We start from the raw sequence: 14,451 nt of genomic DNA on the forward strand, positions 1-14,451 counted from the left end.
AATGACCCTTCTCGCGAAGAAGCAGGGCATGTCGACCAGTGACTTCCGTGGCCACTGGGCAGGCCCCCACGCGAAGCTCGCGCTGGGCATGGATGGCATTGCGAAGTACGTCCACAACCGGGTCGACATGACGCTCTGGTTCAGCGGCGATCAGCCGATGTTCAACGTCGACGGGATCGTCGAGCTGTATTTCTCCAGCGACGAGGCCATGGCCCGGGCGCAGGCCTCGGCCGTCGGTCGGCGCCACATCCCTGCCGACGAGCCCAACTTCCTGCTCGGATGGACGCTCTGCGTCGTGGACACCGAAGGTGGCGATCCGCTCCGTCACGGCGCCAAGGTGATCGTGCCCTTTCTTCTCGACGGATTCGAGAGCAGGGTGCGCTGCGTCGATGAGCTGTCACGCGCCGCGGCCAGCGCGAAGGCGCAGATCGCGTTCAACTGGACCGCCACATCGGCACGCCGTGAAAGACTGTGGGCGGAGCCCACGCCTCCCGACGGGTTTGCCGTCCTCTGGTTCCAGAGCGTGGCGGCCGCGCACGAGGCTTTCGATCAGGACGGCGCCGTGCGCCTCGCCCTGACGAAAGCGGCGGGTGTCGCCTACCTGATGGACGAGCTGAAGATCCGATAGAGCGCGCCGCGTCGTCACACCGCGAACCTCGCGGCATACGCACGGAAAGTCGCATTGCGCTCGTCGAGCGCCTGCTGCGTCGACGGGACCATGATCGGCGCGCCTTCATGCGCGAATGCCTGGCACTGGTCGACGTAGGGGCGCAGGCGCTCGTGATACCTCGGAGAAGCCGCCTCCAGGTTGCCTTCGTACTCGGTCCAGGTAGTCGCGAGTGTTTCCGCGGCCACCATCGCCAACGTCGTCCCCATGCCCGACAACAGCGCGGCGCAGTGCCCCGCATCGCCGATCACCGCGACGTTCCCCTTGATCCAGCTCGGCATGTGGGTCTGGCTCACCGAGTCGAAGTAGAAGCCCCTGGCAGCGGGGTCGGTGAACGCCGCGCGCAGGGCAGGCACCTGCCAGGCGCCGACGCGCGAGAGAAACTCGCCGATCATCGCGCGCTGTGCGTCGTAGTCGCGGTAGTCGTAGTCGATCACGGGGCTGGCGACGAGCATCATCCCCTGCGGCCCGTCGCCCGCGTCGCGCACGGCAATCGTGAGGCCGGGGACATTGAGCATGGCGCGGTCCCACGCCCGGTCCTTCGGCAGGTCGACCAGCGCGACGTAGTGGCCGAAGTGGCGCACATAGTCCTTCTCCGGCCCGAAGGCGAGCTTGCGCACGTTGGAGTGGAGGCCGTCCGCGCCCACCACCAGGTCGTATCGGCCCTGCTGCCCGTCCGCGAAGCCGACGTCGACGCCGCCGGGGCCGTCGGCCATCGACGCGATGGAGGCCTTGAAGCGGAACGCCACGTCCTCGGGCACGACGCTCAGCAGGATCTTGTTGAGCCGGTCCCGCGTGATCTCCATGTCCTCGTCGGTCTCGTTGGCGAACCAGCGCAGGTCGAGGGTGGCCACCTGTCTTCCCGACCCGTCGAGCACCGGCGCGGGCTCGATGAAGGTGACTCGCTCGTCGTCGATCCGCGCGAGGATGCCCATGCGTTCCGCCGTGCCGAGCGCACGGCCGCGAACGTCGATGGGCGCACCGCCCGGCCGAAGGCCGTCGCCGCGCTCGACGACGGTGACCCGGTGGCCGAGGCGGGCGAACCAGTGGGCCGCCGACAGGCCCGCCATGCTGGCTCCGGAAATGAGGACGTCCATGGGGCTCTCCTGGGTGTCTGGTTGGACCGCGTTCGCCTACAGCTTGAGGTCCTTGGCCATCTGCACGATCGCCTGCTTGTCGAAGGCGTTGATGTCGTCGATGAGCTCGTTGGTGAACAGCCGGTTCGGGTCGCCCAGTTCCTCGGCGAGCTTCGGGTTCTTGCTGCTCTCCGCCGTCATCTCGATGTTGGCCTTCCATTCGGCCAGGGACGACGCGCCCATGCGCTGGTCCGGATCGTCCGGCCGGCGCATCCAGCTGTTCTTGCGGTCCTTCAGGATGAAGGCGAGTTCCTTGCGCGCCTCGTCCTCGCTGCGGCCCTTGGGGCGGCTCTCGGGGTACACCGCCCAGTGCAGATCGATCGCGGTGTCGAGGTTGGCGTTCGAGAAGATCGTGGACTTGGCGATGCCCTGGAACAGCGCCACCAGCGACTTGCGGTCTTCCTTGAGCAGCTTGCGCGGCACGCACATCCAGCCCGAGCCCAGTTGCGCGAACTTCGGCGTCAGCGGCACGTAGCGCAGTTTCGTCCCGACCAGCTCGATGCGCGCGGTGGCGGTGTCGAAGGCCACCATCGCGTCCACCCGGTCGTTGTCGATCGCCGCGCCCGCCGGGGCCCCATCGCCGATGGCGATGTACTCGCACTTGTCGTCCTTGAGGCCCAGCTCGGCCAGCATGGTCCTGGTGATGACGATGCCGGTGTCGCCCTGGCTGCGAACGCCGATGCGCTTGCCCGCGAGATCGGCCGCCGTTTTGATCGGGCTGCCGGGCTTCACCACGATCACGTTGGCATTGCGCGGCAGCCACTTGTAGACCACCACCAGGTCGAGTCCCGGATCCTTGGCCATGGCCGGCAGCAGCACGCCGGGCACGGCCGGCCCGAACTCCACATGCCCGCCGCGCAGGCTCTGCAGCGCCTGCGTCATGCTCGACATGTTGACGTACTCCACGTCCACGCCATTGGGCTTGTAGAAGTTGAGCTTGGGATGCTGGCCCGCCGTGCAGAAGCACTGCTGCGGATCGTTCACCGCCACGGTGTTCGCCACCCGCATCATCCGCACGTTCTGGGCCCACCCCGGCAGGCCCGCCGTCATGCCCAGGGCGCCGAGGCCCAGGCCGAAATCACGTCGCGTCAACATGGTTCACTCCTTCAGGAAGAAATAGCTTGAACGGGAAGGCGTCAGACGTTGACCGTCCGCTGCGATGTGTCGGCCGGCATCCAGTGCAGCACGCGGCGCTGGATGCGGCGCAGCAGGCCGGTGAGCACGATGCCGATCACCGACAGCACCACGCACACCGCGAAGCTGCCGCCGGTGTCGGCCTGCGCCTCCATCTGCAGGATGAGCACGCCGAGCCCGGCCTGCGCGCCGACGAACTCGCCGACCACCGCACCCACCACGCTGAAGGCCGCGGCCATGTTCAGGCCCGCGAAGATGTAGGGCAGGGCGCTCGGGAACTTGGCCTTGCGGAAAATCTGCCACGGCGTAGCCGAGAGCGAGCGCAGCAGATCGATGCGATCCGGGTCCACCGCCTTGAAGCCCGCGATGCTGGTGACCAGCACCGGGAAGAAGGTGAGCAGGCAGATGATCATCACCTTCGATCCGATGCCGAAGCCCAGCCACACCACGATGATCGGCGCGATCGCCACCTTGGGCACGCTCTGCAGGGCGGCGACGTAGGGCTCCAGCAGCGCTTCGACCTTCGGCATCTGCGAGACGACGATGCCGATCGCCAGGCCCACGCCGCTGCCGATCACGAAGCCCAGCAGGATCTCGGCCACCGTCACGCCGCCGTGGTACCAGAACCCGTCCTTGGCGAGCGGTCCGGTCGCAAGGCCCCGCCACAGCGCGACCAGGATGTCGCTCACTGGCGGCACCAGGTGCCTGGGCACCTTGAAGAGCCGCACCGCCGCTTCCCAGGCGCCGAGCAGCGTGACGAGCAGCAGCAGCGATTGCACCCGCAGCGAGGCGAGCGGATTGGCGCGCCGCCGCGGCTGCGCCTTCGCGGGTCCCGTCGCGGTGCCCCCGGCGTTCATGACGGGTTCGTGGGTGGTGAGCATGGCGGTGGTCATGGAAGCCCTCTCAATCGAACGAAGCGGCATGCGAGAAGCGCTCGCGGATGGATGCGGACGCGGCGGCGAAGACGGGGTGGGACATGACCTCCATCGATCGCGGGCGCGGCAGATCGATCGGCAGCACGCGTTCGAGCGTGCCGGGGCGAGGCGACATCACGAACACCCGGTCGCCGAGGAACACGGCCTCCGGGATCGAGTGCGTGATGAGCACCACGGTCTTGCCGCTCTCCATCCAGATGCGCTGCAGCTCGAGGTTCATGCGCTCGCGCGTCATCGCGTCCAGGGCGCCGAAGGGCTCGTCCATCAGCAGGATCTTCGGGTCGTGCAGCAGGGCCCGGGCGATCGAGGCGCGCTGCTGCATGCCGCCGCTCAGCTGCCGGGGCAGCTTGTGCTCGAAGCCGTCGAGCCGGACCATGTGCAGCAGCTGCATCGCGCGCTCGCGCGCCTGCTTCATCGGGATGCCGAGCACCTCGGCCGGGAGCATCACGTTCTCGAGGATGGTGCGCCACGGCAGCAGGATGGAGCTCTGGAACACCACGCCCACGTCGCGCCGCGTGCCGCGGATCGGCTGGCCGTCGAGCACGACGCGGCCGATGCTGTAGTCGAGCAGGCCGGCGAGGATTCGCAGCAGGGTGCTCTTGCCGCATCCGCTCGGGCCGACGATGGTCACGAAGCTGCCCTGCTCGATGGCGCAGTCGATGTTCTGGAGGGCGAGCACGCCGTCGCCGCCGTCGCCAAAGTGCTTGGAGAGGCCTTCGATGCGGATGTAGTCGGGCCGGGCGTTCGTGCTCATGACTTGGCTCCTTCGGGTTTCAGGAAGCGGACGAGGTGATGCGCCAGGACCTCCGGCGCCTGCAGCGCAGTGACGTGGCCGATCGCAGGCAGCAGCGCTGCATCGGCGCCGCGGATCCGTCCCGCCATCGCAAGCGTCACCGCCGGCGGCACCACGCGATCGAGTTCGCCGGCCAGCACCAGCGTGGGGGCGACGATGTCGGCCACGCCCATCTCGAGCGCCGTCGCCACGGTTGCCGCGCGGCGGGCCGAGCGCGCCGATTCGGGCCGGGCATTGGCGAAGATGCGGCGCAGCTCCGGCCGCTTCTCGAGGAAGGTCTCGGGGAAGAACCACGTCGCCAGCTCCCCGGCCGTGCCGGGCAGGCCGCGCCGCAGTTCGGCGAGCCGGCGCGCGTCGGGGCACAGTTCCTCGTAGGGCCGCGGCAGGGGCCAGGTGCTGGCCAGCACCAGGTGGTCGACGGCGCGCGGATGCAGGAGGGCCAGCGCCTGCGCCACCCGGCCGCCGAAGCTGGAGCCGAACACGTGCACGCGCCGCAGGCCCAGCGCCTTGACGAACTGCTGCGCATCCGTGGCGAGGTCCTCGAGGGTCGATGCGCGGTCCGGCCCCTCGGTCTCGCCGCAGTCGCGCTGGTCGTAGGCGATGACGGTGAAGTGCTTCGCGAGATGCGGCACCAGCGCCGAGAACATCTGCCGGGAGGCTTCCGCGCCGTGCATCAGCAGCAGGGGCGGACCCTCGCCCTCGCGGTCGAAGGCGATGCGCAAGTCGCCGGCCTGGACGAACTGCGTCATGCGGCGCTCCGTTCGTCTTCCTGGTCCATCCAGAAGGTCATTTCGATCTTCAGGCCGCGCGGGTCGTGGAGAAAGATCTGATGGATCGCCCAGCCGGGAATCGGCGCCTCGGAGAAGGGCACGCCCATGGCGCGCAGGTGCTCGCGCATCTCGACGACGCCGCGCGACCGGAACGAGATGTGGTCGAGAGGGCCGGTCACGGGGTCGACCGCCTTGTCGGGGGTCGAGAGGTGCGCGTAGAGATGCACGATCGGCTGGCCGTCCGCGTAAAGCCACGCGCCGGGTGCCGGAATCTCGGGCCGCGCGCCGACCGAGAGACGCATCACGCGGGTGTAGAAGTCCACGAGCGGCGGCAGCTCCTCGGGCGTGCAGCGGATCGTGAAGTGGTGCAAGGCAGTCACGGGCATTTGCATTCCCCTTTTCAGTTCAGCGCGCCGAGGCCATCGCCGCTGTGGAGCACTACGCTCGGTCTGTCGTGGATGGCTGCAGCGGCAGACGCGTCCGGAAAGCGATAGGCCAGCCCGGGGACCGACGGCACCCAGCGCGCGGCAGCGAGCGCGAGCAGCCGGATGCCGAGGATCTCCTCCGGCGTCCAGCGGGCGCGCGTCCCGAAGACGTTGAAGGTGGCGTAGCAGAGCGCGCCTTGCATCAACGGCACGTTGACCACGCTGCGCAGTCCATAGGCGCGCATCTGTTCGAAGTCGTCGAAGGTCTGTGCAAGCACATGCTCGCCCTCGCCGACGAAGACGCGGCTGCGCACGAAGAGGCATTCGGTCCACGGGGTCAGCGTCTTGCGCTTCGCGCCGTTGACCGGGAAGCTCCCGCCCTCCGACGAATAGAAGCGGCGCAGGCGGACTTCGCCAGCCGCGTCGCGCGCGGTCGTCACGTTCTGCTGGATGCTGAAGATGCCGCCGCGGGCGATCCGCAGTCGCTCGAGGTCGATCCGCCGCAGCGCTTCGTCGGCGCTGCGCGCCTCGGCGAGTTCGTCCAGGAAGTCGTTCGTGATGGCTGCGGGAGGCGGTGCGTCGATCGGGTCCATGGGGAAAAGTCTAGGACTCGCAATTCACGAAAGTGAAATAATTTCTCATGCACCTATAACCGTGGAGTTAAGGCCTTGCCGACCGCCCAGGATCCTGCCGCCGCCCTGCAGCACTCGCTGCTTTCCCGCCTGAAGTTGCGTCAGCTGTCCCTGCTGCAGGCCGTCGATCGGCACCGTTCGCTGGTGCGGGTGGCGGCCGAGATGCAGCTCAGCCAGCCGGCGATCACCAAGGCGCTGCACGAGGTCGAGGACATCTTCGGCAGCCAGCTCTTCGATCGCACCAGCCGCGGGCTGGTCCCGACCCCCGCGGGCGAGGCCGCGCTGCATTGCGCGCGCCGCTGGCTGGCCGAACTCGAGGCGACCACGCGCGTGCTCACCTCGCTGGAAGCGGGCCGCAGCGGTCGCCTTCGTCTGGGCCTGACCCAGCAGGTGCCCCAGCAGCTGATGGCCGCCGCGCTGACCCACCTGCTCGACCGCACCCCACGCATCTCGGTGATGGCGCGGGAGGGGACCACGGACGAACTTGTCGCGGGCCTGCTCGCACGCGAGATCGACTGCGCGATCGGCCGCTCGTACGACGGCGAGGCCAGCGGCCTGGTGCAGCAGGCCATCTACGAGCAGGAACCTTGCCTCGTGGTCGGCGCGAAGAACGTCAAGCGCCTGTCGCGCGGCCCGCTGGACTGGGCCAGGCTCGCGCAACTCGACTGGATCCTGCCGCCGCCCAACACGCCCATGCGCAGGACGTACAACGCCATCTTCGTCGGTGCGGGCGTCCAGCCGCCGATGCCGATCCTGGAGACCACCTCGCTGCGGAGCATCGAGATGGTCCTGCGCCACGAGCCCAACGCCGTGACCATCTTCGCGCGCGACGTGATGGTCGAGATGGAGCGTTCATCCCAATGGGCCGCGCTCCCGTATCGGCTGAACTGGAGCCTGCCGCCCGTGAGCTTCTTCACGCTGAAGGAAGTGGAAGCCCACCCCACGGTGCAATCGCTGCGCCGCGTGGTGGTCGAAACCGCGCTGCGCATGAAGCAGGCTGCGGCGCAGTAGCGGAGCAGGAGCCTCGGTCCACGCTCGCGCGGCGCAGGCGGCTCGTCGACCTCGCCGCCCGCTATGGCTTCGCGAGCGGCCGGCGGACGGCTTCGACCTCGCGTGGCGCCGCACGCTTGGCCGGCTTGCGCGGGCCGAAGTTCACGAGGGGCAGCGCGGGTGCCTTCTGCCCGGCCTGGCCTGGAGGTTCCAGGACGCCTTGCATGCCTTCGGCAAACGCGAGGCAGGCGCGCTCGAAATCGGCCATCGCGGCGAGTACCTCGCGGCGAGCAGCTTTGTGTTTCATAGGTCGCGCAGTGTGCGCGCTTTTGCGAGCGCGCGCATCAGGTGGCGCCACCCGAGATAGACGAGATGGAACAGCACGGTGCTCCCCGACGACTGCGCTGACGGGTGGGCCCGTCAGGAGGCCCTGCGCAGGTACTCGCGCACCTTGTCGGCAGAGTTGCCGACGGCGGCGACAGCGGCCCTGAGCTGCTGTTCAGTCACGCCGAGGGATTCCGTCCAGCTGCGCACCTCGTGGGGCTGCTCGAGGGAAATGAACTTGCGGTCGGCGCCGGTCTTGTGGGGGTCGTCGGGCATCGTGGTCTCCTGGAGGGCACGGCCGGAAAGACGACCGATGACTTTGGCAATGAGCTGGGACGAATGGGCCGCGCACGATGCGCTGGGACTGGCCGAGCGGGTCCGCAAGGGCGAGGTGAGCGCGGCGGAACTCGCGCTGCAGGCGGCCGCCGGCATCGAGATGACCAACCCGGCGCTCGGCGCGGTGGTCGAAGTGTTCGAGGACGTGGTGGCCGATCCGCTCAAGGACGGACTGAACCCGCAGGGCCCGTTCGCCGGCGTGCCCTTCCTCATGAAGGACCTGGGCCCCACGCTCAAGGGTCGGCTGCAGGAGCAGGGCTCGCTCTTCATGCGCGGCCATCGCCCGACCGAGGATGCGTGGCTCACGCAGCAGATGCGCCGCGCGGGCCTCAACCTGATGGGCCGCACCACCACGCCCGAGTTCGGCGTGTGCAGCTCGGCCGAGAACCCGGCCGTCTACGTGACCCGCAATCCGTGGAACACCGACTTCACCACCTGCGGCTCGTCCGCCGGCACGGCGGCCATGGTGGCGGCCGGCGTGGTGCCCATGTCGCACGCGACCGACGGCGGTGGATCGATCCGCATCCCGGCCGGCTTCAACGGCAACATCGGCCTGAAGCCTTCGCGCGGCGTGTTCTCGATCGGCCCCAAGCTGTCGGACATCACCGGCTACGTGTCCATCCAGGGCTGCCACAGCCGCACGGTGCGCGACACGGCCGCCTTCGTCGACGCCTGCCGGGGCGGCGCGCCGGGCGAGTTCATGCCCTACTGGACGGCACCCGAGCCCTACGGCGAGCTGATCCGCAAGGACCCTCGGCCGCTGCGCATCGCGCTGTCGCACGAGTGGGGCGACTACCGCGCCACGCCGCACATCGTCGCCGAGCTCGAGAAGGCCGGCCGCTTCCTCGAAAGTCTGGGCCACCATGTGGCGTGGGCGCTGCCGCAGGCCGCCCTGCGCGGGGCGTTCCGTGCGCAGACCACCTGCTACATCAGCAACTTCGCGCAGGTCATCAACGGCCTGCTGGCCTCGCGCGGCCTCGAGCGGCCGCCGGCCGACCTGATCGAGCCGATCAACATCCGCATCTGGGAAGCGGGCAAGGACCTGTCGTACGCCGAGCGCTACCAGATGCAGGCGGTGTTCAACAGCACCGCGCGCGCCTTCGGCGCCTTCTTCGAGGAATGGGACGTCATCCTCACGCCGATCACCGCGCTGCCCACGCCGCGCATCGGCACCACCGAGTACCTGACGACCAGCGACAACCCCGACGTGCTCGACTGGTTCGAGAACCTGTGGAAGTTCTTCGCCTACACGCCGCTGTCGAACCTGTGCGGCATTCCCGCGATCTCGCTGCCGATGGCGCAGCAGGAGAACGGGCTGCCCTTCGGCATCCACGCGCAGGCGAAACAGGCGAACGACGGCCTGCTGCTGCAGGTTGCGGCGCAGATCGAGCGCGCCCTGGGAGGCCGCTGGAACGACGGCCACCGTCCGGGCGTTCACGTCACCGCGGGCTGACGTCGTCAGCCCGGCGGCTGCTGGTGCGAATGCTGGAGCGCGTCGAGAAAGGTGGTCGCCAGGCGCGAGGCGGAAGACGAGCGCCGCGAGATCGCGACGAACCGCACCTCGTACATGCACTCCGGATGCGCGATGCGCTGCACGAGGCCCGCGTTCGCAAAGCCCTCGGCGTAGTGATCGGGAAGGAAGCCGAGGTAGCAGCCCGACAGGATCAGCGAGACGATCGCCTCCTGGTCGCTCGCGACGGCCTTGCGCCGCAGGTGGAAGCGGTGCGTCGCCTCCATGTTGGGTGAGTGGAAGGCCAGGCCCGCGTAGTCGTACTCCCGCAGGTCCTCCCAGCGCAGGCCGGTGGACGTGCCGTACAGCGGATGCTGCCGTCCGCAGTAGAGGTACATCGACTCGCCGAAGAGATCGACGTAGTCGAGGCTGTCGGAGCGGCGGTGGTCCGGCACGATGCCGACGTGGAGCCGGCCGTCGATCACGCCCGATTCGATGTCCTGCAGTGTGCCCACCGAGGCATCGACCAGCACGTCCGGCGCCTGCTTGCGGAAGTGCCGGATCGCTTCGCTGATGCGCGCCTGCGGATTCGTCGAAGTCTTGTCGAACAGCCCGACCGCGAGCGTCCCGACCAGTTCGGCATGCAGGTCGTGAACGCCGCTGCGAAACGATTCCATCGCGCCCAGCAGCTGCAGGGCCGATTCGTGGATCCGCTGGCCGTCCGGCGTCAGCGCGAAGCCCGCGCGGCCCCGGCGGCACAGCACGAGCCCGAGCCGCTCCTCGAGCTCCTTGATGTGGCGGCTGATGGTCGAGCGACCGATGTTCAGTTCGAGTTCTGCCGCGGCGAGACCCCCGCACGCCACCACCGTCCTGAAGATGCGCAGGAGCCGGATATCGATGTCGCTGACCTGGCCCAGCAGTGCTTTCTTGACCATGAAAGTTTCAGTTCTTTGAACGTGAACTGGCAATGAAGGCAGTTTACTGAAACCGACGGTCTCTCCAGAATTTGCCGCTCCATCTTTTCTCCCGAGCAAACCCATGGATCTCAGTGACCTCCCGCGCCACTTCGTCAGCGAGCAGCAGCTCAATGCCCACTGGATGCCGTTCACCGGCAACCGGCAGTTCAGGAAGGATCCTCGCCTGCTCGTCGAAGCCGAGGGCTGCTACTACCGCGATGCCCGCGGCCGCCGCGTATTCGACGGCCTGTCGGGGCTGTGGACCTGCGGCCTGGGGCACCGGCGCGCGGAGATCGTGCAGGCGGTGAGCCACCAGGTGGCCGAACTCGACTACGCGCCGCCCTTCCAGTTCGGCCATCCGCTGGCCTTTCGCCTGGCCGAGCAGATCGTCTCGAAGATGCCCGCGGGCCTCGACCATGTGTTCTTCGTCGGCTCGGGTTCGGAAGCGGCCGACACCTCGCTCAAGCTGGCCCGTGCCTACTGGCGCGCCAAGGGCCAGGCGAGCAAGACGCGCCTCATCGGCCGCGAGAAGGGCTACCACGGCGTGAACTTCGGCGGCATCTCGGTGGGCGGCATCGCGGGCAATCGCAAGACCTTCGGGCAGGGCATCGAGGCCGACCACCTGCCGCACACGCAGCCGGCACCGGGCACCTTCGCCAAGGGCATGCCGGCCGAGGGCGGCGAGGCGCTGGCCAATCGCCTGCTGGACCTGATCGCGCTGCATGACGCCTCGAACATCGCGGCCGTGATCGTCGAGCCCTTCTCGGGCTCGGCCGGCGTGGTGATCCCGCCGGTGGGCTACCTCAAGCGCCTGCGCGAGATCTGCACGCAGAACAACATCCTCCTGATCTTCGACGAGGTGATCACGGGCTTCGGACGCACGGGCGCGTGGTCCGGCGCGGAGGCCTTCGGCGTGACGCCGGACATCCTCAATTTCGCCAAGCAGGTGACCAACGGCGTGATCCCGATGGGCGGAATCGTGGCCAGCAAGGAGATCCACGACACCTTCATGGCCGCGGGCGGTGACGAGTACGCGATCGAGTTCCCGCACGGCTACACCTATTCGGCGCACCCGGTGGCCTGTGCCGCGGGGCTCGCGACGCTGGACGTCCTCGAGAAGGAGGACATGCCGGCACGGGTGCGCGAACTGGCGCCGTACTTCGAATCGGCGGTGCATCAGCTCAGGGGTTCGAAGCACGTGCGGGACATCCGCAACTTCGGTCTCGCGGCGGGCCTCTCGATCGACCCCCTGCCGGGCGAACCCGCGCGGCGGCCCTTCGAGATCGCGATGCGCTGCTGGGAGAAGGGCTTCTACGTGCGCTTCGGCGGGGACACGATCCAGCTCGCGCCGCCCTTCGTCAGCGACCGGTCGCAGATCGATGCGCTGGTCAACGCCCTCGGGGAAGCGCTGAACGATCAGCGCTGACCGCCTTTCGACTTTCATTCGACCGATCCCGGGAATTGCACGCATGAAGAACACCATCGCCGCCATCGACCACTACATCCAGGGCCGCGTCGTGGCCAACACCTCCGGCCGCACGCAGGACGTCTTCAATCCCGCCACCGGTGCGATCACCGGCCGCGCCGGCCTCGCGGCCGCCGAGCAGGTGAATGCCGCCGTGGCCGCCGCCCGGGCCGCGTTTCCCGCCTGGGCCGACACGCCGCCGATCCGCCGCGCGCGCGTGATGTTCAAGTTCCTCGAACTGCTGAACAGGCACCGGGACGAGCTCGCGCACCTGATCACCGCCGAGCATGGCAAGGTCTTCACCGACGCGCAGGGCGAGGTCACGCGCGGCATCGACATCGTGGAATTCGCCTGCGGGATTCCGCAACTGCTCAAGGGCGACTACACCGACCAGGTCTCCACCGGCATCGACAACTGGACGATGCGCCAGCCGCTGGGCGTGGTCGCGGGCATCACGCCGTTCAACTTCCCGGTGATGGTGCCGACGTGGATGTTCCCGGTCGCCATCGCGGCGGGCAACACCTTCGTGCTGAAGCCGAGCCCGCTCGATCCGAGCCCCTCGCTGCGCATCGCCGAGCTGCTCAAGGAAGCGGGCCTGCCGGATGGCGTGTTCAACGTGATCCAGGGCGACAAGGAGGCGGTCGATGCGCTGCTCGTGCATCCGGACGTGCAGGCGATCAGCTTCGTCGGCTCGACGCCGATCGCCAACCATATCTACGAGACCGGCGCGCGCCACGGCAAGCGGGTGCAGGCGCTCGGCGGTGCGAAGAACCACATGGTCGTGATGCCCGATGCGGACATCGACCAGGCGGTGGACGCGCTCATCGGCGCGGGCTACGGCTCGGCCGGCGAGCGCTGCATGGCGATCAGCGTGGCCGTGCTGGTCGGCGATGTCGCCGACCGGCTGCTCCCCAAGCTGATCGAGCGCACCCGGTCGCTCAAGGTGCTGGACGGCGAGAACCTCGCGGCCGAGATGGGCCCGATCGTCACGCGTGCGGCGCACGAGCGCATCACCGGCTACATCGCCGAGGGCGAGAAGGAAGGCGCGAAGCTGTTGGTCGACGGGCGCAGCTTCAAGGGTGCGCAAGCCGGCGAAGGCTGCGAGAACGGCTTCTGGATGGGCGGCACGCTGTTCGACCACGTCTCGCCGGAGATGCGCATCTACAAGGAAGAGATTTTCGGGCCGGTGCTCGGCTGCGTGCGGGTGAAGGACCTCAAGGATGCGGTGGACCTGGTCAACGCCCACGAGTTCGGCAACGGCGTGGCCTGCTTCACGCGCGACGGTAACGTGGCGCGCGAGTTCTCACGCCGCGTGCAGATCGGCATGGTGGGCATCAACGTGCCGATTCCGGTGCCGATGGCCTGGCACGGCTTCGGCGGCTGGAAGAAATCGCTCTTCGGCGACATGCACGCCTACGGCGAAGAAGGCGTGCGCTTCTACACCAGGCAGAAGTCGATCATGCAGCGCTGGCCCGAGAGCATCGGCAAGGGCGCCGAGTTCGTCATGCCGACTGCCAAGTGAACGACGAGGGCCCCACGAGTGCGGCGGGAAGGCCGGGCACGTCCACGCGCAGCTGCAGGACACAGCCGGACCATGGCATCGCCGCAAGCTCGTCGGCCGGCCGCTTTTCGCTTGCGGTGGTGATGTAGAGGGTGCGCAGGTCCGCCCCGCCGAAACAGGGCATGGTCGGGCACCGCACCGGCAGGTGAACGGTGCGCAAGAGCTCACCCTGCGGCGAGTAGCGCAGCACCCGGGCGCCCTCGAACATCGCGACCCAATAGCAGCCTTCCGAATCAATGGCCGCCCCATCGGGCCGGCCGGCGTAGTCCGAGGGGCGGCCTGCCTGCGGCGGCTCGAACCGGGCGAAGACGCGGCGGTTCGAGGGCTCTGCGCGCTCGAGGTCATAGTCCCAGGCGGTGATGGTGTGGGCCTTGGTGTCGGCCCAGTACATCGTGCGGCCGTCAGGACTGAAGGCGAGTCCGTTGCTGGTCGTGATGTGGCCGGCGATGCGCCGCAGCCCTGGTGCATCGAGCCGGTACAGCGACGCCCGAGGCGCATCGCGCGGTTCGTAGATCGTGCCGACCCAGAAGCGGCCGCGCGGGTCGGTCTTGCCGTCGTTGAAGCGCTCGACGGCGGTGTCGTAGGGGGCGCCGGCGATCACGGTGTGCGCGCCGGTCGCCGGATCGAAGCGCAGCAGGCTGTCACGCTGCGCGACGATCAGCGTGCCGTCGTCACAGGCGGCGCAGCATCCGAGATCGTGCGCAAACGCCCAGCTCGCATGCGCCTGACGACCAGGGTCAAAGCGATGCAGGGTGCGGCCCGGGATGTCGCACCAGTACAGCGCCTGCTCGCGGGGATGCCACAGGGGCGATTCACCGAGCCGGCAGGGTTCGACGGGGAGGCGTTCGACATCCATCGTTCTTCGAAACGGCGTGAC

At 68.5% G+C, this 14,451-nt stretch carries 16 protein-coding genes; 5 read left to right on the forward strand and 11 right to left on the reverse strand.

Annotation, left to right across the window (positions count from 1 at the left end; genetic code table 11):
* Window position 1 precedes the first annotated feature (1 nt).
* On the forward strand, window positions 2–628 hold the full coding sequence (locus tag WKW77_RS18465; protein ID WP_340358309.1) for an EthD domain-containing protein: 627 nt from the start codon (window positions 2–4) through the stop codon (window positions 626–628).
* A 14-nt stretch (window positions 629–642) separates the two neighbouring features.
* On the opposite strand, the gene WKW77_RS18470 is transcribed toward WKW77_RS18465, so the two are convergent.
* The 7 genes from WKW77_RS18470 to WKW77_RS18500 are packed head-to-tail and all read right to left on the reverse strand — an operon-like array spanning window position 643 to window position 6,453.
* Entirely contained in the window at window positions 643–1,764 is a 1,122-nt protein-coding gene (locus WKW77_RS18470) for an FAD-dependent monooxygenase (protein ID WP_340358310.1), read from the reverse strand.
* Between the two features lie 36 nt (window positions 1,765–1,800).
* Window positions 1,801–2,898 (reverse strand): ABC transporter substrate-binding protein, encoded by a 1,098-nt coding sequence (locus tag WKW77_RS18475; RefSeq protein WP_340358311.1) that lies wholly within the window; start codon window positions 2,896–2,898, stop codon window positions 1,801–1,803.
* 41 nt (window positions 2,899–2,939) lie between these two features.
* On the reverse strand, window positions 2,940–3,830 hold the full coding sequence (locus WKW77_RS18480) for an ABC transporter permease (protein WP_340358312.1): 891 nt from the start codon (window positions 3,828–3,830) through the stop codon (window positions 2,940–2,942).
* Window positions 3,831–3,840: 10 nt separating this feature from the next.
* Window positions 3,841–4,626 carry an ABC transporter ATP-binding protein gene (locus tag WKW77_RS18485; protein ID WP_340358313.1) on the reverse strand — a complete coding sequence of 262 codons (786 nt, stop codon included), beginning with the start codon at window positions 4,624–4,626 and terminating at the stop codon, window positions 3,841–3,843.
* On the reverse strand, window positions 4,623–5,414 hold the full coding sequence (locus WKW77_RS18490; protein ID WP_340358314.1) for an alpha/beta fold hydrolase: 792 nt from the start codon (window positions 5,412–5,414) through the stop codon (window positions 4,623–4,625). Before WKW77_RS18490 ends, WKW77_RS18485 begins: the two co-directional genes overlap by 4 nt.
* Window positions 5,411–5,821, reverse strand: coding sequence for a VOC family protein (locus WKW77_RS18495; RefSeq protein ID WP_340358315.1), 411 nt, complete (start codon window positions 5,819–5,821; stop codon window positions 5,411–5,413). Before WKW77_RS18495 ends, WKW77_RS18490 begins: the two co-directional genes overlap by 4 nt.
* A 14-nt stretch (window positions 5,822–5,835) precedes the next feature.
* The gene (locus WKW77_RS18500; protein WP_340358316.1) at window positions 5,836–6,453 is read right to left on the reverse strand and encodes a GAF domain-containing protein; all 618 of its coding nucleotides are present in this window, start codon (window positions 6,451–6,453) and stop codon (window positions 5,836–5,838) included.
* A gap of 75 nt (window positions 6,454–6,528) precedes the next feature.
* On the opposite strand from WKW77_RS18500, the gene WKW77_RS18505 reads away from it, so the two are divergent.
* The gene (locus tag WKW77_RS18505) at window positions 6,529–7,503 is read left to right on the forward strand and encodes a LysR family transcriptional regulator (RefSeq protein WP_340358317.1); all 975 of its coding nucleotides are present in this window, start codon (window positions 6,529–6,531) and stop codon (window positions 7,501–7,503) included.
* Between the two features lie 61 nt (window positions 7,504–7,564).
* Here WKW77_RS18505 and WKW77_RS18510 read toward each other — a convergent pair whose 3' ends face one another.
* Together WKW77_RS18510 and WKW77_RS18515 are read right to left on the reverse strand one after the other, a co-directional pair.
* Window positions 7,565–7,789, reverse strand: coding sequence for a hypothetical protein (locus WKW77_RS18510; protein WP_340358318.1), 225 nt, complete (start codon window positions 7,787–7,789; stop codon window positions 7,565–7,567).
* A gap of 113 nt (window positions 7,790–7,902) precedes the next feature.
* Window positions 7,903–8,082, reverse strand: a complete 180-nt coding sequence (locus WKW77_RS18515; protein ID WP_340358319.1) for a DUF3606 domain-containing protein — start codon at window positions 8,080–8,082, stop codon at window positions 7,903–7,905.
* A gap of 37 nt (window positions 8,083–8,119) precedes the next feature.
* Here WKW77_RS18515 and WKW77_RS18520 point away from each other — a divergent pair, with 37 nt between their 5' ends.
* A complete protein-coding gene (locus WKW77_RS18520; protein ID WP_340358320.1) occupies window positions 8,120–9,595 on the forward strand; it encodes an amidase in 1,476 nt (491 codons plus the stop codon).
* 5 nt (window positions 9,596–9,600) lie between these two features.
* Here WKW77_RS18520 and WKW77_RS18525 read toward each other — a convergent pair whose 3' ends face one another.
* Window positions 9,601–10,527, reverse strand: a complete 927-nt coding sequence (locus WKW77_RS18525) for a LysR family transcriptional regulator (RefSeq protein ID WP_340358321.1) — start codon at window positions 10,525–10,527, stop codon at window positions 9,601–9,603.
* 103 nt (window positions 10,528–10,630) lie between these two features.
* On the opposite strand from WKW77_RS18525, the gene aptA reads away from it, so the two are divergent.
* Together aptA and WKW77_RS18535 are read left to right on the forward strand one after the other, a co-directional pair.
* The gene (gene aptA / locus WKW77_RS18530; protein WP_340358322.1) at window positions 10,631–11,974 is read left to right on the forward strand and encodes an omega-aminotransferase AptA; all 1,344 of its coding nucleotides are present in this window, start codon (window positions 10,631–10,633) and stop codon (window positions 11,972–11,974) included.
* Window positions 11,975–12,017: 43 nt separating this feature from the next.
* A complete protein-coding gene (locus WKW77_RS18535) occupies window positions 12,018–13,535 on the forward strand; it encodes a CoA-acylating methylmalonate-semialdehyde dehydrogenase (RefSeq protein WP_340358323.1) in 1,518 nt (505 codons plus the stop codon).
* Here the strand turns inward: WKW77_RS18535 and WKW77_RS18540 are convergent.
* Window positions 13,516–14,430: an SMP-30/gluconolactonase/LRE family protein gene (locus WKW77_RS18540; protein ID WP_340358324.1), complete on the reverse strand. Its 915-nt coding sequence runs from the start codon at window positions 14,428–14,430 to the stop codon at window positions 13,516–13,518. The genes WKW77_RS18535 and WKW77_RS18540 overlap by 20 nt on opposite strands.
* Window positions 14,431–14,451 lie beyond the last annotated feature (21 nt).

It is taken from the genome of Variovorax ureilyticus, from assembly GCF_037889935.1.
GTDB classification, from domain to species: domain Bacteria; phylum Pseudomonadota; class Gammaproteobacteria; order Burkholderiales; family Burkholderiaceae_C; genus Variovorax; species Variovorax ureilyticus.